Source organism: Rhizobium sp. PK7-22, from assembly GCF_056530405.1.
Map to the genome: position 1 here is coordinate 368,735 of NZ_CP096513.1, position 25,323 is coordinate 394,057.

Annotated in this window: 23 protein-coding genes and 1 pseudogene; 13 read left to right on the top strand and 11 right to left on the bottom strand. The window is 62.3% G+C overall.

Annotated elements, in window-relative coordinates:
• Positions 1–138 precede the first annotated feature (138 nt).
• The 5 genes and pseudogenes from M1E10_RS01915 to M1E10_RS01935 all read right to left on the bottom strand — a co-directional run bounded on the left by M1E10_RS01915 (position 139) and on the right by M1E10_RS01935 (position 3,206).
• Positions 139–579, bottom strand: coding sequence for a hypothetical protein (locus M1E10_RS01915; protein WP_499173324.1), 441 nt, complete (start codon positions 577–579; stop codon positions 139–141).
• Between the two features lie 7 nt (positions 580–586).
• Positions 587–955: a hypothetical protein gene (locus M1E10_RS01920; protein WP_499173440.1), complete on the bottom strand. Its 369-nt coding sequence runs from the start codon at positions 953–955 to the stop codon at positions 587–589.
• A gap of 363 nt (positions 956–1,318) precedes the next feature.
• Positions 1,319–1,741, bottom strand: a pseudogene (locus tag M1E10_RS01925) (hypothetical protein); the annotation flags it as partial.
• Between the two features lie 197 nt (positions 1,742–1,938).
• Entirely contained in the window at positions 1,939–2,307 is a 369-nt protein-coding gene (locus tag M1E10_RS01930; RefSeq protein ID WP_499173325.1) for a hypothetical protein, read from the bottom strand.
• Between the two features lie 692 nt (positions 2,308–2,999).
• Positions 3,000–3,206, bottom strand: coding sequence for a hypothetical protein (locus M1E10_RS01935; RefSeq protein ID WP_499173326.1), 207 nt, complete (start codon positions 3,204–3,206; stop codon positions 3,000–3,002).
• Between the two features lie 693 nt (positions 3,207–3,899).
• Here M1E10_RS01935 and M1E10_RS01940 point away from each other — a divergent pair.
• The 3 genes from M1E10_RS01940 to M1E10_RS01950 all read left to right on the top strand — a co-directional run bounded on the left by M1E10_RS01940 (position 3,900) and on the right by M1E10_RS01950 (position 7,611).
• Positions 3,900–4,334, top strand: a complete 435-nt coding sequence (locus M1E10_RS01940) for a Ros/MucR family transcriptional regulator (protein ID WP_499173327.1) — start codon at positions 3,900–3,902, stop codon at positions 4,332–4,334.
• A gap of 496 nt (positions 4,335–4,830) precedes the next feature.
• Positions 4,831–5,808: an NAD-dependent epimerase/dehydratase family protein gene (galE, locus tag M1E10_RS01945; RefSeq protein ID WP_499173328.1), complete on the top strand. Its 978-nt coding sequence runs from the start codon at positions 4,831–4,833 to the stop codon at positions 5,806–5,808.
• A gap of 159 nt (positions 5,809–5,967) precedes the next feature.
• The gene (locus tag M1E10_RS01950) at positions 5,968–7,611 is read left to right on the top strand and encodes a GMC family oxidoreductase (RefSeq protein WP_499173329.1); all 1,644 of its coding nucleotides are present in this window, start codon (positions 5,968–5,970) and stop codon (positions 7,609–7,611) included.
• A 39-nt stretch (positions 7,612–7,650) separates the two neighbouring features.
• Here the strand turns inward: M1E10_RS01950 and M1E10_RS01955 are convergent, their stop codons facing one another.
• The 4 genes from M1E10_RS01955 to M1E10_RS01970 form a co-directional block, all read right to left on the bottom strand.
• A complete protein-coding gene (locus tag M1E10_RS01955) occupies positions 7,651–8,682 on the bottom strand; it encodes an acyltransferase family protein (RefSeq protein WP_499173330.1) in 1,032 nt (343 codons plus the stop codon).
• Positions 8,675–9,985: an O-antigen ligase family protein gene (locus M1E10_RS01960; protein WP_499173331.1), complete on the bottom strand. Its 1,311-nt coding sequence runs from the start codon at positions 9,983–9,985 to the stop codon at positions 8,675–8,677. The genes M1E10_RS01955 and M1E10_RS01960 overlap by 8 nt, the downstream gene beginning before the upstream one ends.
• 7 nt (positions 9,986–9,992) lie before the next feature.
• On the bottom strand, positions 9,993–11,252 hold the full coding sequence (locus M1E10_RS01965) for a polysaccharide biosynthesis/export family protein (protein ID WP_499173332.1): 1,260 nt from the start codon (positions 11,250–11,252) through the stop codon (positions 9,993–9,995).
• 89 nt (positions 11,253–11,341) lie between these two features.
• Positions 11,342–12,022: a sugar transferase gene (locus M1E10_RS01970; RefSeq protein WP_499173333.1), complete on the bottom strand. Its 681-nt coding sequence runs from the start codon at positions 12,020–12,022 to the stop codon at positions 11,342–11,344.
• A 998-nt stretch (positions 12,023–13,020) separates the two neighbouring features.
• Here M1E10_RS01970 and M1E10_RS01975 point away from each other — a divergent pair.
• Together M1E10_RS01975 and M1E10_RS01980 are read left to right on the top strand one after the other, a co-directional pair.
• Positions 13,021–13,308, top strand: a complete 288-nt coding sequence (locus M1E10_RS01975; RefSeq protein WP_499173334.1) for an exopolysaccharide production repressor protein — start codon at positions 13,021–13,023, stop codon at positions 13,306–13,308.
• A 92-nt stretch (positions 13,309–13,400) separates the two neighbouring features.
• Positions 13,401–14,402: a glycosyltransferase gene (locus M1E10_RS01980; protein WP_499173335.1), complete on the top strand. Its 1,002-nt coding sequence runs from the start codon at positions 13,401–13,403 to the stop codon at positions 14,400–14,402.
• Here the strand turns inward: M1E10_RS01980 and M1E10_RS01985 are convergent.
• A complete protein-coding gene (locus M1E10_RS01985) occupies positions 14,393–15,331 on the bottom strand; it encodes a polysaccharide pyruvyl transferase family protein (RefSeq protein ID WP_499173336.1) in 939 nt (312 codons plus the stop codon). The two genes, M1E10_RS01980 and M1E10_RS01985, sit on opposite strands and share 10 nt — an antisense overlap.
• Positions 15,332–15,369: 38 nt before the next feature.
• A complete protein-coding gene (locus M1E10_RS01990; protein WP_499173337.1) occupies positions 15,370–16,338 on the bottom strand; it encodes a glycosyltransferase family 2 protein in 969 nt (322 codons plus the stop codon).
• 114 nt (positions 16,339–16,452) lie between these two features.
• Between M1E10_RS01990 and M1E10_RS01995 the strand changes: the two genes are divergently transcribed.
• The 8 genes from M1E10_RS01995 to M1E10_RS02030 all read left to right on the top strand — a co-directional run bounded on the left by M1E10_RS01995 (position 16,453) and on the right by M1E10_RS02030 (position 25,314).
• Positions 16,453–17,922: a lipopolysaccharide biosynthesis protein gene (locus tag M1E10_RS01995; RefSeq protein ID WP_499173338.1), complete on the top strand. Its 1,470-nt coding sequence runs from the start codon at positions 16,453–16,455 to the stop codon at positions 17,920–17,922.
• 360 nt (positions 17,923–18,282) lie between these two features.
• Complete coding sequence (locus M1E10_RS02000) at positions 18,283–19,437, top strand: acyltransferase family protein (protein WP_499173339.1); 1,155 nt, start codon at positions 18,283–18,285, stop codon at positions 19,435–19,437.
• Between the two features lie 47 nt (positions 19,438–19,484).
• Complete coding sequence (exoK, locus tag M1E10_RS02005; RefSeq protein WP_499173441.1) at positions 19,485–20,237, top strand: glycoside hydrolase family 16 protein; 753 nt, start codon at positions 19,485–19,487, stop codon at positions 20,235–20,237.
• Positions 20,238–20,291: 54 nt separating this feature from the next.
• Positions 20,292–21,485 carry a glycosyltransferase family protein gene (locus M1E10_RS02010; protein WP_499173340.1) on the top strand — a complete coding sequence of 398 codons (1,194 nt, stop codon included), beginning with the start codon at positions 20,292–20,294 and terminating at the stop codon, positions 21,483–21,485.
• An 8-nt stretch (positions 21,486–21,493) separates the two neighbouring features.
• The gene (locus tag M1E10_RS02015; RefSeq protein ID WP_499173341.1) at positions 21,494–22,492 is read left to right on the top strand and encodes a glycosyltransferase family 2 protein; all 999 of its coding nucleotides are present in this window, start codon (positions 21,494–21,496) and stop codon (positions 22,490–22,492) included.
• Positions 22,489–23,424, top strand: coding sequence for a glycosyltransferase family 2 protein (locus tag M1E10_RS02020; protein ID WP_499173342.1), 936 nt, complete (start codon positions 22,489–22,491; stop codon positions 23,422–23,424). Before M1E10_RS02015 ends, M1E10_RS02020 begins: the two co-directional genes overlap by 4 nt.
• Positions 23,421–24,380: a glycosyltransferase family 2 protein gene (locus M1E10_RS02025; RefSeq protein ID WP_499173343.1), complete on the top strand. Its 960-nt coding sequence runs from the start codon at positions 23,421–23,423 to the stop codon at positions 24,378–24,380. Before M1E10_RS02020 ends, M1E10_RS02025 begins: the two co-directional genes overlap by 4 nt.
• Positions 24,381–24,411: 31 nt before the next feature.
• The gene (locus tag M1E10_RS02030; protein ID WP_499173344.1) at positions 24,412–25,314 is read left to right on the top strand and encodes a UTP--glucose-1-phosphate uridylyltransferase; all 903 of its coding nucleotides are present in this window, start codon (positions 24,412–24,414) and stop codon (positions 25,312–25,314) included.
• Positions 25,315–25,323: the final 9 nt, after the last annotated feature.

The window sequence follows — 25,323 nt, forward strand, 5'->3', positions numbered from 1 at the left end:
CTCGTCCGGTCAAGGACTGGTAGGGGACCGATCTCCGCATGCTGAAAAAGCCCGTCAGGGAGAACGGGCTTTCTCAGTGCTAATCGACTGGAGTTCTTTTGCCTAAACACGCGAAGGCGCCATAGGTTCCGCAACAGCTCATTTTGGGAAGGTGACGTTGCTCTCGGTACGATTCATTGAGGGCTTTTCGCCGGGGACATGGGACATCGACTTGGTTCGGCTTTCGAGTTCGCCGTCCTTCACGCGCGTCTTGGTTTGCGACTTGCTGAAGGTGCCTTGATCCATGGCCTGCGCCTTGGATTGCGCCTTAAGCTGGTTTGGATTTTCGTTGACCTTTGTCCGGCTGTGCGCCTTGCCGTCTGCGGTAGCGGCACTGCCGCCAGAAGCGATGGAGGACGTTGTTTCGTCTTCGGTTAGACAGGTGCCGGCGGTACCAAGAGTGCTGGCTGAGGTTCCACCTGCCGCTGCGCTTCCACCTGTGCCGACTGTTCCTGCCGTGTCACAGTCCTGAGCGAGTGCTGGAGATAGGAAGGAGATGCCGAGTACGGCCGCTGATGTAAAAAGGAACTTGCGAGACATGGGGTACCTACCGAGGTTTGGGTTTCGTGATGTCACAGGTCCCGTCCGATCGGCGTGTAATGACCGTGCCATCTGGTCTGGTGACGCTGGCCGTCGAGAACGATTGGCCATCGCTGGAGCCGGCGGTCGCGGAGGACCCTGTGCTTGATGTCGAGGAGTTTGCGACGGACGAGGTTGTTCCCCCACCGGAGTGGGTCGTGGTCGTGCGTCCGTTGAGGGTCGTCGATGAAGACACCGCTCCCCCGCCGGCTGTAACCGAAGAGGATAGGCCGCTTCCCGTTGCTGTCTCACTCTCTATGCCATTGATGACGGTGCAGGTTGTCCCGTCATTCAGGGTGACCTGCTCCGACGAAGCAGCGACGGCGATTGTACCCATGAGAATGATTGGTAGGGCAATAGGCTGTCTCAGTAGCGCTTGAACGTATCGCATTTTGCTCTCCTTCAAGAGGGCTGGTTCCGGAATTCACCGGAACCAGCAAACGCTAGATCAGCAGGTGCCGCCGTTCTTCTTGGCTTGGCCCGGAGGGCAGTCTTTGTTGCTCGTGTCATCCTGTGCTGCGCCTGCGGCACTGCCGGCAGTGCCGACGGAACTGCCAGACGTGCCGCCGCCAGCGGATGTGCCGCCGGTGCCCAGTGTCGAGGCCGAGCCGGAGCCGCTCCCAGTACCGGCAGCCGAACCCCCGGTCCCAACGGAACTGCTGGACTCACCACCGCCTGCAGAGGTGCCGCCAGTTCCGAGAGTGGATGCCGATCCCGAACCGCTACCCGAACCTGCGGCGGATCCGCCTGTACCAACAGAACTGCTGGAGGTGCCACCGCCCGCAGACGTGCCGCCGGTGCCAAGCGTCGAGGCCGACCCGGCGCCATCACCGGACCCTGCAGCCGAGCCACCTGTGCCAACCGAGCTGCTGGTGGTGCCGCCTCCTGCGGACGACCCTCCGGTCCCGAGGGTGGAAGCAGAGCCCGACCCGCAATCAGTAGCTCCAGGAGCACAGTCCGCGCTGCCCGCAGAGCTTCCGCCTGTGCCGATGGTGCTGCTGGAAGTTCCGCCACCAGCGCTGGTACCGCCTGTTCCCACCGTGCTGCTGGTTTGGGCGTAGGTCGACATTGCGGTACCGGCGAGAAGCGCCGTAGCAAAGGCAAACTGCGTTATGATCTTCATGGTTTCCTCCTGGGTTATCCGAGTGCTTCTGGCAAATATCTCGCCGAAGCTGCAACCGGAACACCCAGTGCGGTAGGCTGTTCCAGCATTAAGGCTTCAGTCGCACAGCAGGTAGGACCTAGGTCCAATGGCACGATCGCGTGCCGAGACGAAAGTTGGAGAGGTCATATTCGGCCCATCGGGGCGTTGTTCTGGCGTTAGTGCAAGCTCGTCTTGCTTCTATCCTGAAGAATGCGCAGATCCCGGATCATGCTTACTCCCTTCAGCAGAGCCCGACGAACGCCTTCAGCGTCGAGTACGTCATAATGAAGCTGCAAGCAGGCTTGCAGCACAACCGTAGCCTCGTCGGGTCTATTCAAGCTTGGCGTGATGCCCGCATCTATGCGCATGGCGCGAATGGTCCGCAGCGCACGGCTGAGAAGCCGACGCGCCTCAGTTTCCTGAAGCTTCTCCACTTCGTTGGCAGCCCGAACCAGTTCGGCGATGAAATCAGTGACCGCCGACATCCGCGTCGTGTTCGTCAGGCTGCGCGGCAGTCCTGTTTGATTGCGGCCAGGCTGCGACATGGGCCGTCGCCGCGCGCGTCGGTCTGCCGTCTGACGCAGGAGAGGACTGATGAGCGGCAGTGCTGGTCACTCCGCAGCCCGCGACCCGGCCGACAGTGTCACCGGTCTGGTTCTATCGAGTCCGATTCATCGCTGCTCCCAAGCGCCGAAGACGCCAATCGGAAAAGCCTGTTCAGTCGCCCCAGGTATTGGCGAGCGCGGTGTTCCGAGACGCCGCTGATTATCCTCGCCTCGCGTCCGATAGGCGTCCAAGTGTCGAAGACGGTCCAGGTTCCATCGTCTTCCTGCCGACTCTGATATCTTCCACCCGGATCATTGACCATGGTCGCCTCCGCTCGATGAAGTCATCAGCCTCTTCTTTGTTCCAGCTTCTCCTGCCTGGCAAGTCTGCGCCAAGGATCGGCCTCGAACGCAGCCTCTGGACCGCGAGGTCTGCACGGCGGCAAAGATGAGCACGGCATGCGGCGACCGTGCGGGAAGATCGTGCTCTTCAAGCACGAGACGGCTGCCGGGAACTGCCGCTTCTGAAGGCCTGGGGGTTGCACGAGCAGGCCAGGCAAAAATGGGATGTCATGAACTAGCCTGGGCGCCGGACGGACTGGCGCCTGCACCGGATGGACGGCTAGGTGCCGATCCGCTGATCCGACATTTTGTCACGAGCGCCAAGCTTGGATCAGCCTCGTCCTTCGCAACTACTCCATCAGCAAAGGCTCAAGCATGGCCTCCAGTTCAGAGGGATCGGTTATCCCAAAAAGGTGCCAATCCACAAGCTCGCGCGCCAGCTCCTGGGCTCGCGGACCGTCGAGCGGGATCTGCTTGGCGTGACAGGCGCGTTCAAGAACCTGGCGCAGAACGGCGAGGTCTTCCGGTCCCATGGCATCGAAAGAGGCAAACGGCATTCGGCAACGTCCTCTGCAGTGCGCAAGCTGGTCTTCGATGACAGGATACTGCAGGACTGCCCTTGGTCAATCGGGGCCATTGGTCTGACGGCAACAGCACGACCAACCGCGGCGACGGCTGTCCGATGAGCCGCCGCTTCCGCTCCCTGCGCAATGAAGTCAAGTCCGTGAGTAGCAAAGGGGAACCGAAGCCTTGAGACTTACCGCCAAGGGCGTAGGATGGCGCACTGGAAACAACGGCACATTCGCTCCATGATGTCTTTGGCAAAGACTTTGGGCGTTGTTTGCAAGGGACGCGTCTTTCATAGGTGCTGGCGGATCGAAACAACCAGAGCCAGGTCCTGTGGATCGGAGTGTCATGGGCGAAACGGAAGAGACGGCAACAAGGGCTGCCTTGGCCGGATGTTTGTGACCAGTCTCGACATGGGCCTGTCTGTGAGCCGCAACGCTTGCATCAATCCAGTGCAGGTGGCGAAACACTTCGCCGCGCCAGCCAACACAGCTGCAGCCTGTTGAAGGGTGACAGCCGCCATTTCGCCAATACAGGTACTGCTAATGTCTCGGTGCCGCTCAACCAAAGTAGAGCCATAATCTTGTCCATGACCGTATGTATAGGCCTTGCATTGGCGTCAATCTTTGCCCACAAACGCGTCAATCACGACGATGACTGAAAAAACGGCGGAAGGAACTACCATGAACGAGGGTGGCGAGACGGGCGACAGACAACAGCTCGCACAGCTTACGGCAGGCATTGTTGCCGCCTATGTGGGCAACCACGTGGTGCCTATCGACGATCTTCCCGGATTGATTTCCGACATTCATTCGGCACTTGCGCGTACGAAGGGTCCAACATTTGCCGAGTCTGTTGTCTTTGAACGGTCCAAGCCTGCAATTGCAATCAAGAAGTCAGTCGAACATGACTGCATCGTCTGCCTCGAGGATGGCCTCAAGTTCAGGTCTCTCAAGCGCCACTTGATGACATCTCACCAGATGACGCCCGAACAATATCGTCAAAGATGGGAACTGCCAGACACCTATCCGATGGTCGCGCCATCCTATGCCGACAAACGCTCTCAGCTGGCGAAAGACATGGGCTTGGGAAACCGCCGCAAGAAAAAAGCAAAGTAGACCATATTGAAACAGAGAACGTTCTGCCGCAGGCGACGGATGCCGCCAGGGTTGGGCAGAATGGCAAAGCCGCCCGCCGGGCGCCTGTGATCGCTGGCCGGGACCCCGACATGGCATGCGTCCTCGAACCCCATGTCGTGCCCGGGACTGTCTCGCAACGGCGTCTCGCATGGCCGCTTGGGCGCCAATAGCGACCTGCTGCCAGCCGTGCGTTGGCGATCAGTCTTGTGTGAACGCGCATTAATTGATCGTCGTTGCACGCGCCCTGCCAGTCTGACGCGGGTGTCAGACGTCGTTGCATCCCAACCTGCCTCAACGACTGGGCATCCTGGCTGGCTCGTGCACCTGTTGTCGTCATCAAAGGCCGCTCTATACCTGATGCCGCAACCCGGTGTCCTACGCCGCAGGTTCGCTACAAGGCATCTGGCGGCACCCGCTCTGACACGTCACATTGTGCCGATACAATCGAACGAATCAATCATCACAGGGAATTTCGATGTCGAAGAAAGTATTGGTGGTCGGAGGAGCGGGCTTTATCGGCGCACACAGCTGCCTGCTTCTGTCGCAGCGCGGCTACGAACCGATCGTCTTCGACAATCTGTCGAATGGTCATTCGGAGTTCGTCCAGTGGGGGGCGCTCGAGACCGGCGATATCCGCGATCGCGCCCGCCTTGATGCCGTGCTCGCCAAGCACCAGCCGGATGCTGTGATGCATTTTGCAGCGCTGATCGAGGTGGGTGAGTCGGTCAGCAATCCAGCTGCCTTCTACGACAACAATGTTATCGGCACCTTGACCTTGTTGTCGGCGACGATGGCAGCCGGCATAGATGCCTTTGTCTTTTCATCGACCTGCGCGACCTACGGCCTGCCTGATCGTGTCCCGATGGACGAAGCGCACCGGCAAACGCCGATCAATCCCTATGGCCGCACCAAGCTGATCATCGAGCAGGCGCTGAAGGACTACAGCGACTACCAGGGCCTGCGGTCTGTGATGCTGCGTTACTTCAATGCTGCCGGGGCGGATTTCGAAGGCCGGATCGGTGAATGGCACACCCCCGAGACGCACGCCATTCCGCTGGCTATCGAAGCCGCACTCGGTCGACGCGGATCCTTCAAGATTTTCGGAAGCGACTATGAGACGCGAGACGGCACCTGCGTGCGCGATTATATTCACGTGCTTGATCTGGCCGATGCTCATGTAAGGGCCGTGGACTATCTGCTGGGCGGCGGAGAGACGGTGGCCCTGAACCTGGGCACCGGCACCGGCACAACGGTGAAGGAACTGGTCGATACCATTGCGGCGGTAACGCAACGGCAGTTTCCCGTCGAGCACGCTGCGCGCCGCCCCGGCGATTCGACCGCGCTGGTCGCCAACAACGACAAGGCGAAAGCGATCCTCGGATGGCAGCCGACCCATGACCTCGAGGCGATTGTCCGCTCCGCCTGGAACTGGCATTCCCGTAGCAACCACTGACGGCCACAGCCTTTCCAGGCCGGCCGTGGCGATTGCGATGATTGACTGTTGGAGCGCAGGGCACATGTTCTAACGGCAGGCCAGACAGTGGTATACTCGCGACTGTCGCAGGTGACAGGCCTCGCCGTTGGTGCTTGCGACGCTAGAGAGTGATGTCTGATGCTGGTATCCGAAGGTGATGCACCGCTCCCCGCGACAGACGTCTGTGTGGTCGGCGCCGGTCCGGTCGGTCTGGCCTTGGCGTTCAAGCTTGAAGCTCTTGGTCTGACTGTCCTTGTGCTGGAGGCGGGGCCGGGCGACGTAGACGATGCTGCGGCGACCGAGTTTTCCAACGGCCACCATGCCCTGCCGGGGACAGCAAGCCACCGCGGCATCGGCGGAACCTCCGCGCTGTGGGGCGGGCGCTGCGTCCCCTTCGATGACCTCGACTTCCAGCACAGGGCGCATGTCCCGGTCCCCGGCTGGCCCATTGCCCATGCTGAGATCGCCGCGCATTACGCCGAGGCAGCAACCTTTCTGGACGCCGGGACAATAACGAGGCGCCAGCGCGATGCAGCTGCCGGCCCGGTCGCGACGGATGCGATCGAGCACTGGAGCAAAAGTCCGGCGTTGGCGCCGCGCTACGAGGCCGCCCTTCGCCGGTCCCACCGCATCTTCCTGGCAACACAGTCGGTTGCCACCGAGCTGATCTGTGAGCCTGGTGGCGACCGGGTCACGCATGTGCGCGTGCTGCGTTACGGTCGTCACGAGGCCTACGCCGTGTCCCGTCTGGTTCTGGCTGCCGGCGGACTGGAGACGTCACGCCTTCTTCTTGCGCTCCAGACAAAGCAGCCGGCTTTGCTGGGTCAACCGGACGGCGCGCTTGGTCGCTATTACCAGGGCCATCTGACCGGCTACCTCGCCGTCATCCAGCTTACCGACGATGACCTCGCCCGGCAGCTGTCCTTCCAGACCGATGCGCATGGCTATCGCTTTCGGCGACGTCTGCAGCTTGCCGCCCCCGTCCAGCTGCAGGAACGTCTGCTCAACACCGTCTTCTGGCTCGACGCGATCTCCATTTCAGATCCGATCCATGGATCCGGCAGCCTGTCTCTCCTGTATCTCCTGATGACCGCAACGGGAACTTATCGATGGCTGTCACGCGGCCTGGCACCGCGGCCGACGCACAGCCGCAAAGGCCAGCTTCGGGGTCATCTGAAGAACATCCGGCTGCGCGGGATATCGCTGCGGCGGGCCGGGCTGACGTTGGCGCAGATCTGGCGCGGCGGTGACGGTGGCATGCTGGCCAACCCGGCGGGGCGATACCTTCTGCGCTATCACGCCGAGCAGGTGCCACAGCCCGACAGTCGCGTTGTGCTGACGCAAGCAGCGGACGGACGAGCGCGGTTGAGCGTCGACTATCGGGTCGGGGAAGACGACCTGACCTCGGTGCTGCGCTCGCACGCCCTGCTCGATGCCTGGCTGTCGCGCAACCGGCTGGGCCGGCTCGAGTATCTGCATGACGAAGCCAGCCGGCGTCAGGGTGTCCTCGCGCAGGCCTTCGACGGCTATCACCAGATCGGCCTGGCACGCATGGGCGACGACAGGCGTTTCAGCGTCGTCAACGGCGATTGCCGCGTGCATGGGCTGGCAAATCTCTATCTCGCCGGCGCCAGCGTGTTTTCGACCGGAGGTCATGCCAACCCGACACTTCCTGCCGTGGCCCTGGCGCTGCGGCTTGGACAGCACTTGGCCAAGACGCCACCTTGTGCCGACGACCCCGATGAGAACGGGCCGGACAAGAGGCAAGGGGAGCGAATGTGACCGATCGGCCGGCCCTGCGTCCATGGCGCCGTAAGCAGGCTAGGGCGTTGATCGCTGCAAGACGGCGGGCGTTGCGGGCGCGCGCCTGCCCTTGATCCACGACTGGATGGGTTTTTCCACCCATTCGTAGGCCATCACGCCCAAGATCGCCCCAGCCACCACCCCGCCGGCGACCACCAGGGGCGCCGGTATCGCCAACATCAATCCGGCCTTGATGAACACCGCCAGCGCCAGCGTGTGCCAAAGATAGATCGAATAGGAGGCGTCGCCGAGATAGGCGAGAGATGGCAGCTTCGGCAGCTTCTCGTGACGCTCCAGCGACAGCATGCCTGCCACCAGCATGACGGCGAGGGGACCGCACTGGAGGGCGCCGAACTCCAGACCCTGCGCCTGGATCACCGCAAATCCTGCGACAGCCAAGATGATCAGCAGCAAGCCGACGGCGCTGCGGGGCAGTCTGTCGTGTGCCCACAGTTTCGCCAGCGCCGCGCCAGCAGCGAACTCGAGGATAAGCGGCTGCGTGTAGAACGCCAGCATCGGCTGGTTTGCGGGCAGCAGTCCAAGGGCGACGACGACCACCAGGATGGCCCAAAGCGCTGCCACCCGCAGCCCCGGTCGCAGCAGCAGGACGACCGCGAATATCAGGTAGAAGAATAGTTCGTAATTCAGCGTCCATCCCTGGACGAGGACCGGCCACAGCTGCCCGCTGCTTGGCGAGGCAACCGGCAGAAACAACAGCGAGCCGAGAATGTGGGCCAGGCTCAGCTGGAGATTGGGAAACAGCCCTGCAGCCGCTCCGGCGATCATGATCGCCGTCACGATCCAGTAGCTCGGTGCGATGCGCAGCAGCCGATCACGCATAAACGCCAGCGGGGTCAACGGCCGGCGTTCGCTCAGCACGATCATGATGAAGCCGCTGACGACGAAGAACACATCAACACCGGCAGCGCCGATGGCGAAGTGTTCTCCGGCCCGCTCGGCCGCATGAAAGACCAGCACGGCCGTTGCCGCCAGGGCGCGCAGGTACTGGATACCGTAAAGCGTCGTGGTGCTGCGGCGCGCTTCAGACATGCGGCTTCTCACTTGGCTGCGGGAATGGCCAGTGCGATCCTGCCGCCTTCTGGCGCATACCAGCCTGCGCCCGGGTGAGTGGCTGGCTGGCGGCCTGATTGCGTTGCGTCAGCTGTCCGGCCAGAAAATAGAGCAGGAAGGATCCGACGTGATAGGGATGCATGATGTCGATCTCGACAAACGACCGCACCAGGAGAAGCGTTGCGATCAACACCATGACGAGTGACTGGGGACTGTGTCCCCAGATCAGGAATCGCCGCAGATGGCCGAACAGCGACCGCAGCAACACCAAGACCAGAAGAACCGACCCGGCCAGACCGGTCTCCACCATGGTTTCGATATAGGTGTTGTGGAAATGGAAGCCGCTGCGGGAGGCGATGAAGAAATCCTGCCACAGCCGCTCTGCCTCGGCAAATCCCTGGACCCAATAGCCCTGATAGCCGACGCCGAACCAGGGCGAGATGGCAGCTGCGGCAATTCCCTGCTGCCATAGATAGGTCCGCCCGGTCAGGGTGGAATCCTTGCCGAAGACGGCAAGGATGGCGTCCAGCGCACCAGCCTGAAGCGCCGCAACCGCCCCGCCGGCGACAAACACGACAGCGCCGGCAAACAGCACACGACGCTGGCGCGGTGCCAGGCGCATCGTCAGCTGCAGGGCCAGTCCGATGGCGATCACGGCGATGGTGGTGATGACCGAGGTTGCCGATTGCGATGCAAACAGTGCGTAACCCGACAGCAGTCCGGTGACGGCCGCGGCAGACCGCCACATCCGGCCCGGGCGCAACAGGATACCGGCGGCGTAGGCAAACAGGACGCCCAGTGAGGCGTAGAGCCCCAGCTGGTTTTTTGACGAGAAGGCGCCGACGAAACTGTAGCCGCCGTCGAGCGGGTCATAGTGATAGCTGCCGAAGATAAGCGAGTAGATGAGCACCACGGCGGTGCCCACCATGGCGCCGCGGCACAGCGTGGTGGTGGTGAGGATCCGCATGGCAATCAGCGCACAGGCGATATGAGTCAGGTATTGCACGGCCGCGCGCAGCGACACCGACGGCGCCTGCGACCAGAAGGCTGACACAAAACACAACAGGCCGAACGCGAAGATCCAGCCGAACCGGGCGTAGTTGCCGAGCACGCGCTTGTAGTCGATCAGCACCAGCGGCAGCCAGACCGCGTAATAGGCAAGGATGGCCCCCTGGCCGAAGCGGGCGGAATAGGCGAACACGAACATTGACAATGCCAGCGCGGCAACACCGTAGGGGCCGTTATCGGCGGGTGCCAACAGCCGGGACTTGGCGATCCTCATGCCGGCCTCACTGCATCAGCAGTTCGGCTGTCGCCTTGACCACATCACCGGGACGCACCGGCGTCGTCTCATCAACGGCGATTTCCTTGGGTCCGTCACCGGCATCGCGCACGATCACGTATTTGATCGACGCGCCCCGGCCGGTGGCTTCGAACTTCAACGCTTCGGCCGATTGCGACAGCGCCTCCGACATCAGATCGCGGCTGGTCGTCAACTGCAGCTGCAGCTTCTCCAGTTCCGCCTCGGTGTCCTGCAGCTCCTTGGCGCGCTGCGCTTCCCAGTCGTTGCGCAGGTTGATTTCATCCTGGTTGGCCTTGCTGATGTCCTGCTTGGCGCGCAGCGAAGCGGTGTCGATATCGAGCAGCGTCGACTCCACGTCAGCGGTCCGTTGCTCGACGGCCAGGCGTCGTTGACTGGTGGCCAGCCCCTGTTCGGTCAACCGGCTGATCCGGTCGCGGTCGCTTGTGACCAGCTGCAGCTGCTCGTTTTGCGTCTGTGCCTTCTGGGCCAGCGATTCGACCTCGCTTTCGAGCAGTGACCGCAGGTCCTCCAGCGCCTTGAGCTGGAGCTCGTAGCGCTGGCGACGGGACTTCATGAGAGCGGTTTCGCTGGCCAGCAGCGCCGGGGCCGTCGGTACCGACTGCAGTTCCGCCGGCATCTTGATCTCGCTGGCGCCCTCGACCTCCGCCAGAAGGCGGGCACGGCGAGCCAGAAGGCGGCCGAGCTCGCTATCGTATACGGCGGCATTGCCGCGGGCATTGATGAAATCGCGGGCAAACCGCTGGCCGGCTTCGGACCGACGCAGGCCGCCGGCAAGGCTGACGGCCTTCAGCACCGTAAGGTTGGGGGCAAAGGGATATTCGCCTGGAGTGGTCACGTCGCCGGCCAGGAAGACCGGGCGAAATTCGGCAATTTCCACCGACGCGGACGGTTTGGTGCGCAAAGCAAACTCGGTTTGCAGGCGCGAGCCGATTTCGGCGGCGACCTGTGCCGTGGTCTTGCCGTCGACCTGCAACTCACCGACGAAGGGGATCGAGATGGCGCCCCCGGGGCCGACGGCATAGTCGCCGCCGATCACGTCCCAGTCACGGATGCTGCCCTCCGCAGGTTGCCATTCCGCGACGCGGATCTTGAGCTTGTCCATGACGCCGAGCCGGTAACCGCCGTCGTCTGCCGATACCGATGCGGGGCCGGCCAGCGCCAGGCTGCCGGTGCACAGAAGGGCGACAAGCGCCACGCGGCGCAATGCGGGCAATGGTCTTCGCATTGATCTTCCTTTGCTCTGACAGGGGCTGAAACTGCGGGCGTGACTGCAAAGACCGGCCTAAGCCTGATCTCGACACGTCAGCTGTCGCATCAGTAGCTTCCGCGCGAAAGGCAGACAGCCGGGATGGTTTTGGCGATGATCAGAACATCCTGAACCAGTGACCAGTTCTGAACATAGTGCGTATCGAAGGCGATGCGGCTTTCGTAGGAGACGTCGTTTCGTCCGCTGATCTGCCACAGACCCGTGAGACCGGGACGGGTGCGAAGGTAGTAGACCGCGTCAGTGTCGTAGAGGCTCAGCTCCTCGTCGATGACGGGACGAGGACCCACGACGCTCATGTCGCCGCGCAGGATGTTGATGAGCTGCGGCAGCTCGTCGAGGCTCAGCTTGCGCAGCACGGTCCCGACGGTGGTCACCCTTGGGTCGTCGCGCAGCTTTCGGGTTGCTTTCCATTCCTCAGCCGCTGACGGATTGTTGCGCAGATAGTCGCGCAGGACCTCATCGCCGTTGGCCACCATGGTACGGAACTTGAGGCAGTGGAACGAGCGGCCATTGTGACCGATCCGCCGATGACCATAGAATATCGAGCCTTTGCTGGAGACCTTCACCAGCGCCATGATCAGCAGAAGGATAGGGCTGAAGAAGACAAGGGCGGCCAGGGCTGCGGTGATGTCAAAACTTCGTTTCGCCAACCCTCCAGTGGGGAACGCGAGGGGGGATTCATCGGTCGTCAGATACGGCGATCCGGCCGAACGTGTCGCTGACTTCATAGAGTGAACTCCATTTTTGTGTGGCGATGTCGGTGCCTTTACGGTGCGTCGTGCGTGGCAATAGGATAATAAGTCTGTGTTCGGAATTTGATGCCAGCGTTTTTTTAAGCCGAGTGAGCGCCACCTCACGATCTCTCTGGCCGAGACCAGAACCGGCAAAGAACAGCGCCAAGCAGGCAGGCTATTGAGTGCAAGTGCAAGCGTGTCGTATGCCAGTAGGAGCAGAGATCGATTAGCGCACTTCACGGCCGACACCAAATCTATACGGCCCGCTTTACATAAACGACTTCAAGATACTGAAGGGCGGTTGCCTCCGCGCCCGGCCAAAGACACTTGCGCGTCGGACTTTTGTCCCGCGAAGTTTGCGGTGCAATACAATGCTGCGTCGCGGTGGTTGCAATGCTGCACCGCACACGTCCGAAACATAATTTGATTCAAATCAATGCCAAACCGCGGCAAGCGGCTCGACCAGCCGGCGTGACCGATGCAGCGCCGGGCAGATTGTGGCGGCATGCCGGCCAAATTGCGGCAAATGCCCGACTCCCTTTCGGGTCACGGCGCGGCGGGCTGCGCCTTGAGTGCAGCGCCCGTGCGGTGCGTCGCACCCACAGACAGACAATCCTGTCCCGGCGGCGCATCGACGCGGTCGATTGTGATTGGACCTTAAGGGATCGAGGGGCTGCCGCAGGCAGGCGGCCTGCAGAGGATGGATGAACAGGAGGGCAGGTGGCCCAAGGCGTTTTGGCAGCGGCAGATGACGCAGCAACGCTCGAGCAAACCTCAGCACAGCTTGCCGCCCGACCTCGATTCCGGCCGGCGAGGGAATTTACGCCCGCATTTGCCGATTCCTGTCTCAAGATTACGAAGCTTTCACGAAGATCATGTAACAAACGGCGCTGGCGAGCTTGTATGCTTGCGTTTAGCTCAATATGCTTTCCGATGATTGGAGAGGAGCCAAGACACGCACGACCGTAGTTGAATGGAATCCGGGAGGACGGATGATGTATGCACCCCGCGTCTTTGTAAGCATGACCTGCGTCCTGCTGGTTTTTGCAGGGTCTGTCTTCTGGATGACGGGATCTGCGTCCAGCGTTCTGGTCGCAACGGTTGTGGCCGCGATTCTCTTGCAGGTGGGCTACTTCCTCGGCGTCCTCTATCTTGTCCACCGGGAAAAATTGCAGCGGGAGGCAGCCCGCGGCGAGCAGGCCCCAACGCTCGGCGACCGGCGCAGCAACGATCAGCTGCCAGCCGATGCTGCCGCGCATTGGAAGATCCCCGATCATTAGCCTTCCCCATCATGCGCCTGATCGACCCATTCCACATCCCGGTCATGTTTGTATCTTCTATTGCCGGCTGAGTGTCAGCAAGGAGAGCAGCAATGTCTACGCAAAACGACGAGTCGGTCTGTGTGATCATCGCGGCAAGAGGCGCCGCCGGCACGATCGGCCTGGCCATCGCCTCGGCCCTAACCCAGCAACAGGTCAGCGAGGTCGTGGTCGTCGACGATGCGTCCGGTGACGCGACTGCGGCTGCGGCACGGGCGGCCGATGACGGCAGCGGCCGGTTGCGTGTCGTCTCCTTCGAGGTCAACCGCGGCCCGGCTGCAGCCCGCAATCACGCCATATCCATCTCGAGCGCCCCGCTGGTCGCCATCCTCGATGCCGACGACTTCTTTTTTCCTGGACGCTTTGCCGCAATGCTGCAGCACCGTGACTGGGATTTCATCGCCGACAATATCGCCTTCATGCATCGCCCTGTTGCGAACCAACAGCCGCAGGTGTTCCAGCCACGGGCGCGGCAGATTTCGACGCTGGAGTTCATCGAGGGCAATATTTCCAAGCCGGGCATCCGACGCGGCGAAATCGGCTTCCTGAAGCCGGTGATGCGCCGCGCCTTCCTGGCCCGCCATGACCTGCGCTACAACGAGGCGCTGCGGCTGGGAGAAGATTACGAGCTCTATCTGCGTGCCCTGATCGCCGGCGCACGTTATACCGTCATCGAACACTGCGGCTATGGCGCCGTGGTGCGCTCGGATTCGCTGAGCGGCCAGCATCGAACGGAGGATCTGAAACGCCTGTTCCAGGCCGACGGCGCCATCCGCGCCGCCTCCCGGCTCAGCGCCCCCGTGGAGCGGGCACTGGCCCGCCATGAACGGCACGTTCGCAAGCGTTACGAACTGCGCGCCTTCCTCGACAAAAAGGCCGGCGACGGACAATTTGCCCCGGTCGGGTACCTTATGGCCCGGCCGGCGGCGTTTCCAGCCATTGCCACCGGCATCTTGCGCGACAAGTTGCGGCGAGCCGAGAAGGGCGCCGGCGATGGCGCCCTCCATACTGATTTTCGCTACCTCCTGGCCGGGATTCCGCTTTCTCAGAAATAGTCCCTGCGCACCTCGTCCAGGACCGTGTGGAACCGATCCTTCAACTGCTCCAGCGCGCCATTGCGGCTGAGCTGCGGCTCGGCGCGGCTCGCCTGCCACAGCGCCAGGATCGACGGCGCCGCCAGCACCTGCTTGGCCATAACCCGCAGACCCGTCGGCGCTGGCCGTGGCCGCGTCATCACCTCGTCGGTCGCGACCATGGCGGGTGCCTGGACCGCTTGGTGATCGAACTGCATCCCCCAGAAGCGGGCGCGCTTGGCAACCGCTTCGGCGCGCGACGAGACGGGCACGAAGCGCGGGTTATAGGTGACACCGACGCTGCTGGCCCAATCACCCCACTTGAAGTCATTGATCGACGCCGAGGTGGTGACGGCAACCCAGGGGACGCGGAAGGCGTCGGCGAGGATTGCTGCATGCATGGATTCGGCAATCACCAGCTCCGATTGGGCAATGGCGCGGATCACCGCCTTGGCGTCTCCGCGCGGGTCGAGATAAGTCAGCCCCGCCGGCTCGCACACCGCCTGCCAGATGCCGAATTCGGCCGATTCCCAATGGGGAACGAAGGTCTTCTTGGTGCGCTTGGGCAGGTTCTGGAATTCCGGCATCTCGGTGATCATCACCGCCGGATCGACGATCCCCCGGTCGAGCGGCAGGCCGAGGCGCTCGGCGGTCCTGGGGCCGCGCACGCAGCGCACGTCCCACTCACGGGCGTCGGCGATATCGGGCGGCGTTCCGTAGCCGTAGCCGCTGCCGACCACCAGCTTGTGGACGCCGCGCGGCAGGAGCGTCGGGTTCAACACGGTGCCGACACCCACCAGCATGGTCTGCGGGTGGACCTCCCGCAATCCCGGCAGCAGGAAGTCCCAAAGCCAGAGATTGAGATCGTCGCCGAAATTGCCGTGATGGGATTCCCAGTGATATGGCTGCATGCTGCCCTCCAAGGCTGCGATGTTTCAAGAAAATGGGTTCAAGCGCCGGTTTTGGCGAACTTGTCGGTGCCCAGCTGGACCAGCGTGCGCAACAGCCCCGGATCGCGCCAGGCCCAGCGGGCCAGCAGGCCAAGCTCGGGCGCCTGGCGTCGGCGAACCCGACCCGCCTGGCTCCACAAGGCCTGCCGACGGGCAGTGTTCTTATAGGCGCTGATCGAGGCGACATCGGCTGGCCGCTTGGCAAACCGCGCCTCCAGACGGTCGAGGGCAACCCAGGTGTTGAACTGCTGCCTGAGGAACTGCGGCGACCGGTTGTCGATACTATGGAAAATATTGACGCCCATGCCGCGCATGGCTCCGGCCTCGTCGCAAAGCAGGCTACGACGAGATTGCAAGATACAGTCACAGAAGAAAAGCACATCCTCTGCCGCCAGCCGGAGCACCGGATCAAACCGCACGGTCTCAAACAGCTGGCGGCCGATCACCATGCACGACAGGTGCAGGAAGCTCCAGTTTTTCAGCATCGCTGTGGCAAGATCGGGCACTTCGAGGATCAGCGGCGTCTCGTTCAGTCTTACCGCTCCGTCGCTTGCTTCCAGCCGCGACATGGAAAAATGATAGTAGAATTCTTCGCTGGCCTGCATTGAGGCCCAGAAACAGTCGCCCTTGAAGCGGATCATGCTCTGGTGGGCGTTGTTGAGGTGATCGGGCAGCCACAGGTCGTCGGAATCGAGAAAGGCAACGAACTGGGTGGCGGCGGGCACGTGATCAAGGCCGGTGTTGCGGGCCCCGCCTGGTCCGGCATTTTCCTGTGTGATCACCGTAATACGGGCCTGTTCCTCAGGCGCAAGTTGCGCCAGTTCAAGATCGGCCGGGTGCGGCGAGGCGTCGTCGACGACAATGATATCGAAATCCTGGAAGCTCTGCTGGAACACCGAGCGCAAGGCTCGACACAAAATCCCCGCCTGTTTTTGATAAAATGGGATAACAACTGTAAAGCTCGCCATGTTTTTGCCCCTGCTGTCTCAAAGGAATGGACGCCATCGACGTCGGCGACATCTTAAGCGGCACTACGGATCGCCAGTGATCCTCAAACGACCTCCAGCACCGGGACTTCATCTATGGCACCAATCCACGGCGTGAAGACCATCACAACCAATGTCGGTTGGAGCGTTTTGTCAAAGACCGCGACATTCGGGCTGAAGTTTGTCACTGTCCCTATTCTGGCCCGGCTTCTGAGCCCCAGCGAATTCGGCACCGTTGCGGTGGCGCTGACGGTGGTGCAGTTTCTGACCATGATCGGTGGCGCCGGATTGACCTCGGCACTGATCATGCGGCCCGAGGAAGACCTTGAGACCGTGCATACGGTCTTTTGGGCCAATCTGGCCATGGCCCTTGTCATGTCTGTCGCCCTGTATCTGACGGCGGCGCCGCTGGCGGTGCTGATGGGCGCGCCAGAAAGTGCCTACCTCCTCCAGATCATGGCTCTGCTGATTCCCATCCAGCTGTCGGGCGATGTGGCCTATTGCCTGCTGGCCAAGCGAATGAATTTCAGCAAGGAGGCGATGTGGAGCACGATCTCCGAATCGCTGGCGGCCATCATCGCAGTGCTGATGGCCGTTTCCGGCTTCGGGATCTGGGCGCTGGTCGCACAGCTGTTTTCGTCGGCGCTGATCCGATTGGCCGGCCTTTATGCCGCCTCCGCCTACGTCCCGAAACTGGTCATGCGACCGCGCAAGCTGCGGCCGCTGCTGGCCTTCAGCTCCGGCGTCATGGGCTCGGAGATCGCCAACTTCCTGACATTCCAGTCGCCGATGATCGTCATCGCCAGGATGTTGGGGTTGGCCGATGCCGGTGCCTATTCGGTTGCCAACCGCTTTGCGAGCATTCCCAACCAGGTGGTGCTGACAGCGGTCATGGGTGTACTTTTTCCCGCCTTCAGCGTCATGGGCCAGGACCACAAGCGCCGCTCCGACGCCTTGATGCTCAGCACCCAGGTGACCACGGTCCTGTTGGCGCCGATGATGTTTGGCCTGTGGGCCGTCGCCGAGCCGGCGATGCTGGTGATTTTCGGCACTAACTGGGCCGATGCCTGGCCAGTGCTGGGCCTGCTGGCCCTGTCGAAGGCCATCGTCACGCCCTGCAGCACCTTCATTCCCTACCTGAAGGGCACAGGCCACGGCCACATCCTGTTCTGGTCAGCGGTCATTCGCGCCGTCGCGACCACGGCAGCCATCGCGCTTGCGTGTCTGTGGGGAACGCTGGTCGACGCGATGGTGGCGCTGTGCGTCGTCAATGCGGTGACCCTGCTGGGCTATTCCTGGGCCGTGTTCCGCATCGATGACATCCCCTTCCTGCGCGGCCTGTTGACTAGCAGCCGCTCGTTGATCAACGCCCTTGTCATGGCCGTGACGGTGCGATGGGCGCTCGACGCGCTGTCTGCACATCTCACCAATCCCTATCTCGAGATCCTGGCAGGGGCGACGGTGGGCGCGCTTGTGTATGGTCTTCTGCTGCTTGTCACCGAAAGAGTGCTCCTGCGCAAACTGATCGGCCTGTCGCGGGCCCGCAAGCAGCCCCTACCGATCTGAAGCGCCGCACGGCGTCATCTTGCCTTGTTTTCGCCGCTGTCTGGACCGTTTGGAGAGTGCACGCGGGTCAATGTCGCCGCCGGCGCTGACGCACCGTCAGGAATTTTGCCGACCGGGAAAAACCACCCCAGCCGCAGGCTCATGCCTGCAGATCCCCTGCCATGACAGGTGCAGGCCTGCCCGTCTCAGGCCCGCAATCATTGCCGATGGCGTCGGACCAAAGTCCCCGGTTGATGTTTTTTGCTGCAGTGCCACATTTTCCTCTCATGGAACCGCGATGGTTTCCAAACGCGGGCTGAAGGGTCTGCTCTGGTTGAAACGGCAGCGACGGGAGGCGCTGCTCAAATAGAGGGGACTCGTTTGACGGTCGATCAGACTATATCCTCCCGCATCAATCTGATGCGCATCTTGTTGATTGGCGGCATCGTCTTCGTGCACGTGCCCTATGACGCCCAGACCAGTCCATTTGCGGGCCATTTCGGGGCGTTCGATTGGCTGCGGGTTTTCCTCGGCGAAAGTTTTTTCCGCATCGGCGTGCCGTGTCTCAGCGCCATCTCCGGCTACCTGCTCTTTCGTCGCGGGTTTGCCGCTTTCGACTATGGCAGGACCTTGCGCAGCAAGGCGGTCACCGTGCTGACGCCGTTTGTGCTTTGGAACCTCGGGCTGCTGCTTGCGGTGCTGCTGATGCAGAGATTTTCGGTCGCGAGCGGCTATTTTCCGGAGCTATGGCAGGCCTCCGGGCGCGAACTGGCAAGTCATGCGCTGGCGCTGGAAGCCTTTCCGGTGAACCTTCCCCTCTATTTCCTGCGCGATCTGCTGGTCTGCATCCTCCTGTCGCCGATCCTGGCGCGGCTTGTGCGGTGGGCTCCCGTGGCGACATGTGCGGCGCTGTTCATGCTGGCCGTTCTGCCGGACGTGACGATCGGCATCGTCTTGAAGAAATCGATCCTGTTCAGCTTCACCTTCGGCATGGCGCTTGCCCTGTACGACAAAAATATCCGCGCGCTCGACGGTTACCGTCTCCTGGGTGCGGCAAGCACTCTTGCACTGGCGGCGCTCCTGGCCGTCGGCCTTGTCCGCACGGGCCCTGCCTATCCCCTGTGGCTCGACCTGGCACGCAACACTCTTTCTATCCTGGGCGCGCTCGGCTTCTGGCTGGCGTCGGGGATGCTGATCGAGACCCGGTTTGGCCGCAGGCTGGCGGACACCGGCAGCTTGAGCTTCTGGATCTTCTGCGGCCACTACCCTTTGCTGGTCGGTCTGTGGATGGTGTGGAACCGGTTGGCTGGCGACAGCCTCTATCCCGCCTTTTATCTGATCGCGATCACGGCGACCTTCGTAATTCTGATTTTGAGCAACCGTATAGTCGCGACAATGGCGCCGGCCACCTATCGGATTCTCACCGGAAGCCGCGCACGCGACCGTAAAGCCGCAGCCCTGCACGCCGGCTCCGGCAGCGACGCCATCGACACACCAGCCGGCGCAGCCCTGCGCCATCAAAGAGGTAAAGCATGACTGACCCGAAACGCCGTTGCCCCGACCACCACGCCGTTCGCAGCGCCATGCTGATCGTGTCCCTGGCCATTGCGCCGGGCGGGGCGATGGCGCAAGCGGGCGCAACCGGTGGTTCCTTCGTGGAGGAGTTCGACACGCTCGACAGGTCATTCTGGTATGTCTCCGACGGCTGGAGCAACGGCGCGCACCAGAACTGCACCTGGTCGAAGCAGCAGTTGACGCTGGAGGATGGATCGTTGCGGCTTGGATTTACCGCCGCCAGGACCGGTGAGCGGAACTACGCCTGCGCTGAATTGCAAACCCGGGCGCGCTATGGCTACGGCACCTACGAGGTGCGCATGCGCGCCGCCTCAGGCTCTGGGCTCAACTCGGCCTTCTTCAGCTATATCGGACCGGTCGACAAACAGCCGCACGACGAACTGGATTTCGAGGTGCTGGGCAAGAACAGCAGTCAGGTGCAGGTCAACCAGTATGTCTCCGGCACGGGCGGCAACGAAAAGCTGGTGCCCGTGGCAGGTGGCGCGGACACCGCATTCCATGACTACGCCTTCATCTGGGAAAAGCAGCGGTTGCGGTATTTCGTCGACGGCAAGCTTGTTCATGAGGTCACCGATGCAACGAAAATCCCCTCGCATGCGCAGAAGATCTTTGTCAGCTTGTGGGGGTCGGACAATCTTGCCGGATGGCTGGGGCCGTTTTCCTATGCCGGACCCGCCTCCATGGCCGTTGATCGCATCGCCTATACAGCGCTTGGCGAAAACTGCCGCTTTCCGCAATCGGTTCTTTGCAAGATCCAGTGACGGTGCCCATGCCCCTGCAACCAGTTCGTAGCTGTCCATGAAAGAGTGGCTCAAGTGACATTGAACGTCCTTTATCTTGCCCATGATCTGGCTGACGCGGCAATCCGCCGGCGGGTTTTGATGCTCAAACACGGCGGCGCGCACGTCACCGTGGCCGGGTTCCATCGCGCCGACAGTCTTGTGTCCGACGATCCGGATGTGGTGACGATCGGTCTGGGCCAGACCAGCGACGGGCGGCTGTCGCAACGGGCCTTGGCGGTCGCCAAGGCCGCCGCCACGCTCAAGACGCGGTTGCACGGGATCAGGTCCCCCGACGTCATCCTGGCCAGAAATCTCGAGATGCTGGTCGTTGCCAGTCGCGCCGCGCGGCTGTTTTCCGATCGTCCCGCGGTTGTCTACGAATGCCTCGACATCCATCGCCTGCTTCTGGACGACGGCCTGAAGGGCCGCGCCTTTCGCATGGCGGAGGCCCATTTCGGGCGCCACGCGCAGTTGCTGATCACCAGCTCGCCGGCCTTCATCAATCACTATTTCGCCAAGCGATCCGGGCTTGCCCTGTCCACTCTGCTTCTGGAGAACAAGGTCCTGGAGCTTGATGGTGCTGTGCCCACCACGCGTGCGCCGCGCGCTCCACCGGCGCCGGGAGAGCCCTGGCGGATTGGCTGGTTCGGCGCCCTGCGGTGCCGCAAATCACTGGCCATCCTGATCGATTTGGCAGCGCGCATGCAAGGCGGCGTCGAAATCGTCCTGCGCGGTCGCCCGGCAAGACGCGAGTTTGACGATTTCGATGCCCAGGTCGAGGCCGCACCGCATGTCAGCTACCACGGCCCCTACCGCAATCCGGAGGATCTCGCCGCCATCTATGGCGCCGTCCACTTCGTCTGGGCGATCGACTTTTTCGAGGAGGGGCTTAATTCGCAGTGGCTGTTGCCTAATCGGTTGTACGAAGGCGTTCTGCATGGGGCAGTTCCAATTGCCCTGGCTGCCACAGAGACAGGGCAGTTTCTGCGCCGCCGCGACCTTGGCCTGACGCTTGCCACTGCGACGGCTGATGCCCTGCAACGTCAGTTTCACGACATCGACAGCGACCGCTACACGCAGCTCGTGAAGCAGGTGTGCGCCACCGAACGCGGCCAGTGGACGACCGGGCCGCAAGACTGCCGCGCCCTGGTCGATCGCCTGGCTGCCACCACAGGGGCGACCACCGCAAAACGGGGCCCTGATGCCCTGTCCCCGGTTCAATCGTGAGGGTGCACATGACAGACGATGGTTTTTCCGATCACCGGACGCTCGTGGTTATTCCCTGCCTCAACGAGGCGGAGACAATCGAGCCGCTGCTGCGGGCGCTGGACGCCCACCGCGGCGACCTGACGCTACGCATCGTGGTCGTCGATGGCGGCAGCTCGGACGCGACCTTTGAGATCGCCTCGGGTCTCGTCGGTCATATGCGCGACCTGTTCGTCCTTCACAATCCAAAACGGCTGCAGGCGGCGGCGATCAATCTCGCCGTCGAAACGTTTGCAAGCGACTGCGACTTTCTCATCCGCATTGATGCGCACGGCGACTATCCCGCCGACTATTGCCAGGTGCTGCTGGAGGAGGCGCACCAGCAGCAGGCCGACTGTGTGGTCACCGGGATGAAGACGGTCGGCTTTGGTCTCTTCCAGAAGGCCACCGCCGTTGCCCAAAATTCCAAGCTCGGCAATGGCGGCTCCAAGCATCGCGACGGCCGTGGAGGCCAGTGGGTGGACCACGGCCACCACGCGCTGATGCGCATAGCAGCGTTTCGCGCCGTTGGTGGTTACGACGAGAGTTTCAGCCACAATGAAGATGCCGAGCTCGACCACCGGCTCCGGCAGGCCGGTTACAGGATCTGGATGACCGCACGCACCTTCATGACCTATTTCCCGCGCAAGACGCCAGCCTCCCTGTTTCGCCAATACCTCGGCTACGGGCGGGGCCGCGCCCGCAATCTGATGAAGCATCGCGTGCTGCCAAGACTGCGCCAGGCGCTGCCGCTTGCCGTGGTTCCCGTCGCGATCGCTGCGCTGTTGAGCTTTCTCCACTGGTCGGCGGCGCTGCCCTTTCTCGCCTGGGCAAGCCTTTGCCTGGCCTATGGCGTCTGGCTGGCGGTTCGGGAGAAGAACCCCTATGGTCCGGTTGCGGCCATCTCGGCGATGATCATGCATTTTGCCTGGTCAGCCGGGTTCTGGTGGGAGCTCCTGCGTCACGGTCCACGAAAGGTGCCTGCATGACGACCGACTCCAAAACCAGACCGACATCGATCGACATCGGGATCTGCACCTTCCGGCGCCCTGCACTGGCAGAGACATTGTCGTCGCTGTTTGCCGTGACTGTCCCCGACCACCTGCGGGTGCGCCTTGTTGTTGCCGACAACGACCACCGGCCAACGGCGAAGGCCATGGTCGATGCGCTATCGGACACGTCCCCGTTCCCGATTGCCTATGTCCATTGCCCGCACGCCAACATCTCTCTTGCCCGCAATGCCTGTTTGGAAGCATGCGAGGCGGACTATCTTGCCTTTATCGACGATGACGAGTGCGCCGCGACCACCTGGCTGGAGGCGCTCTACACGGGGATCGCGGCAACCCGGGCAGATGCGGTGCTGGGTCCGGTGGAAGCGCTTTACGACGGCAGCGCTCCGGCTTGGATGCGCCGCGGCGACTTTCATTCGACCCGCCCCGTCTGGGTCGCTGGTGACATCCGCACCGGTTACACCTGCAATGTCCTTCTCGACATGCGATCCCAGCATGTTTGCGGGCGCCGGTTTGACCTGCGGCTGGGCCAAAGCGGCGGTGAGGACACGCAGTTCTTTGCGGCGCTGACAGCGGCAGGCGGCAGGATCGCTTATGCCCCCGCCGCGCTCGTCACCGAAGTCGTCCCGTCCGGCCGCGCCAGCTTGGCCTGGCTTGTCAAGCGCCGGTTCCGCTCGGGACAGACCCATGGCCGCATCCTGGCCAGTCGCAGCCGCGGCGCAGGGCGCCTGCAACAGGCCGGGCTGGCGCTCGCCAAGCTCGGCTTTTGCAGCCTGGCCTGTGCCGGATTTGTTGGCTTCCCGGTGCGGCGCAACCGCTATCTTCTGCGTGCGACCCTCCATGCCGGGGTGGTCAGCGGCTTGCTGGGCGTGCGGGAGATCCGGCAATACGGCCTGGCGGAGGCATCATGACCATGCTTCAAAACATCCCCGATGTCAGCTTCGTCATCGCCGCCTACAATGCTGCGGACACGATTGCGCGGGCAATCGACAGCGCACTTGCCCAGGTCGACGTGACGCTCGAAGTCCTCGTGGTCGACGACTGCTCGAGCGATGCGACAGCACAGATTGCCGAACAGATTGACGATCCGCGCGTCACGGTGATCCGCCAGCAGTCCAACGGAGGCCCGGCGAGAGCGAGAAATCGCGGCATTGACGCAGCAACCGGCGCCTGGATCGCGGTGCTTGATGCAGACGACACCATGTCTCCTCACAGGTCGGCCCGCATGATCGCCCGTGCCAAGGCGATGGCAACACCGCTCGTTGTCGATAACCTCGATGTCGTTGCCATGGACGGTGCCCGCAGCTGGCGCATGTTCACCGAGAACGAATTGCGCGCCCGCGCACAGATCACCCTTGCCGACTACATCGGCTCCAACGTCCTGTTTCGCAGCACCTTCAATTTCGGCTACATGAAGCCAATGTTTGTGCGTGATTTCCTGCAACGGCACGATCTGGCCTTTGACGAGCGGTTGCGCATTGGCGAAGACTACCTGCTGCTCGCTTCGGCCCTGGCCAGTGGCGCAACCTGCGCGGTAGAACCTTCGGCCGGCTACGTGTATCATCTCAGGCAGGGTTCCATATCGCGGGTGCTCGACTTGCATCACGTGGAATCGATGCTGTCGGCGGACCGCAGCTTCCTGAGCCGGTTCCCCTTGTCAGGGGAGGCTCTCGTCGCGCAGAGGCGCCGCACAAGAAGCCTGGTGGAGGCCCGCGCCTTCCTGACCCTGGTGTCGCACATCAAGAACCGCTCAGTCCCCGGAGCGCTGCGGGCGGCCATCGACAACCCGCGGGCGCTCTGGCATCTGCGCTTGCCGATCGCCAAGCGCATGCGCGCGCTGATGCGACACCAAACCTCTGTTTCATAACCCATGACTTCGAAGAAAGGGCAGTACTATCATGCATAGCAAACCAGTGCGCAAAGCCGTCATCCCCGTCGCCGGCAACGGCACACGCTTCCTGCCGGCCACCAAGGCGATGCCCAAGGAGATGTTGACCGTGGTCGACCGGCCGGTGGTGCAATACGCAGTGGACGAGGCGATGCAGGCGGGCATTGAAACCATCATCTTCGTCACCAGCCGCAACAAGAGCGCCATTGAAGATCATTTCGACACGGCGCCGGACCTGATGGCAACGCTTGCCCGGTCGGGAAAAACGGCGCAGATCGACCTGCTTGAGAAGATGCAGCCGGTGGCCGGGTCCGTCAGCTATACCCGCCAGCAGGTTCCCCTGGGTCTTGGTCATGCGGTCTGGTGTGCACGCGAGCTGGTCGGCGACGAGCCGTTCGCGCTGCTGCTCCCCGACATGGTGTCGTTTGGACCACACGGCTGTATGGCCGGTCTGATGGGCCTTTACCAGGAGGTTGGAGGCAATGTCATCGCGGTGGAGGAATGCGCCGCGCACGAGACTTCAAGCTATGGAATCGTTGGCATGGGCGCCTCGGTCAAGAATGGTTTTGAGGTCACCGACATGGTCGAGAAACCCGATCCTGCCGTGGCACCCTCGCGCTACTACCTCAATGGTCGCTACATCCTGCAGCCGGATATTTTCGATCTTCTGGCATCGCAAGAACGCGGCGCCGGCAATGAGATCCAGCTGACCGATAGCATGCAGCGGCTGGCCGCCAAGCAGCCGTTCCACGCTCATCCCTATGCGGGACGCACCTTCGATTGCGGCAGCAAGCAGGGTTTCATCGAAGCCAATGTCGCCTTTGCACTGCAGCGATCAGACCTGGGACCACAGTTGGCGCAGTCGCTTGCATCTCTGCTCAGTGACCACCGGGCCGCCGCGGAGATCGCTTAAAGCGCGTGC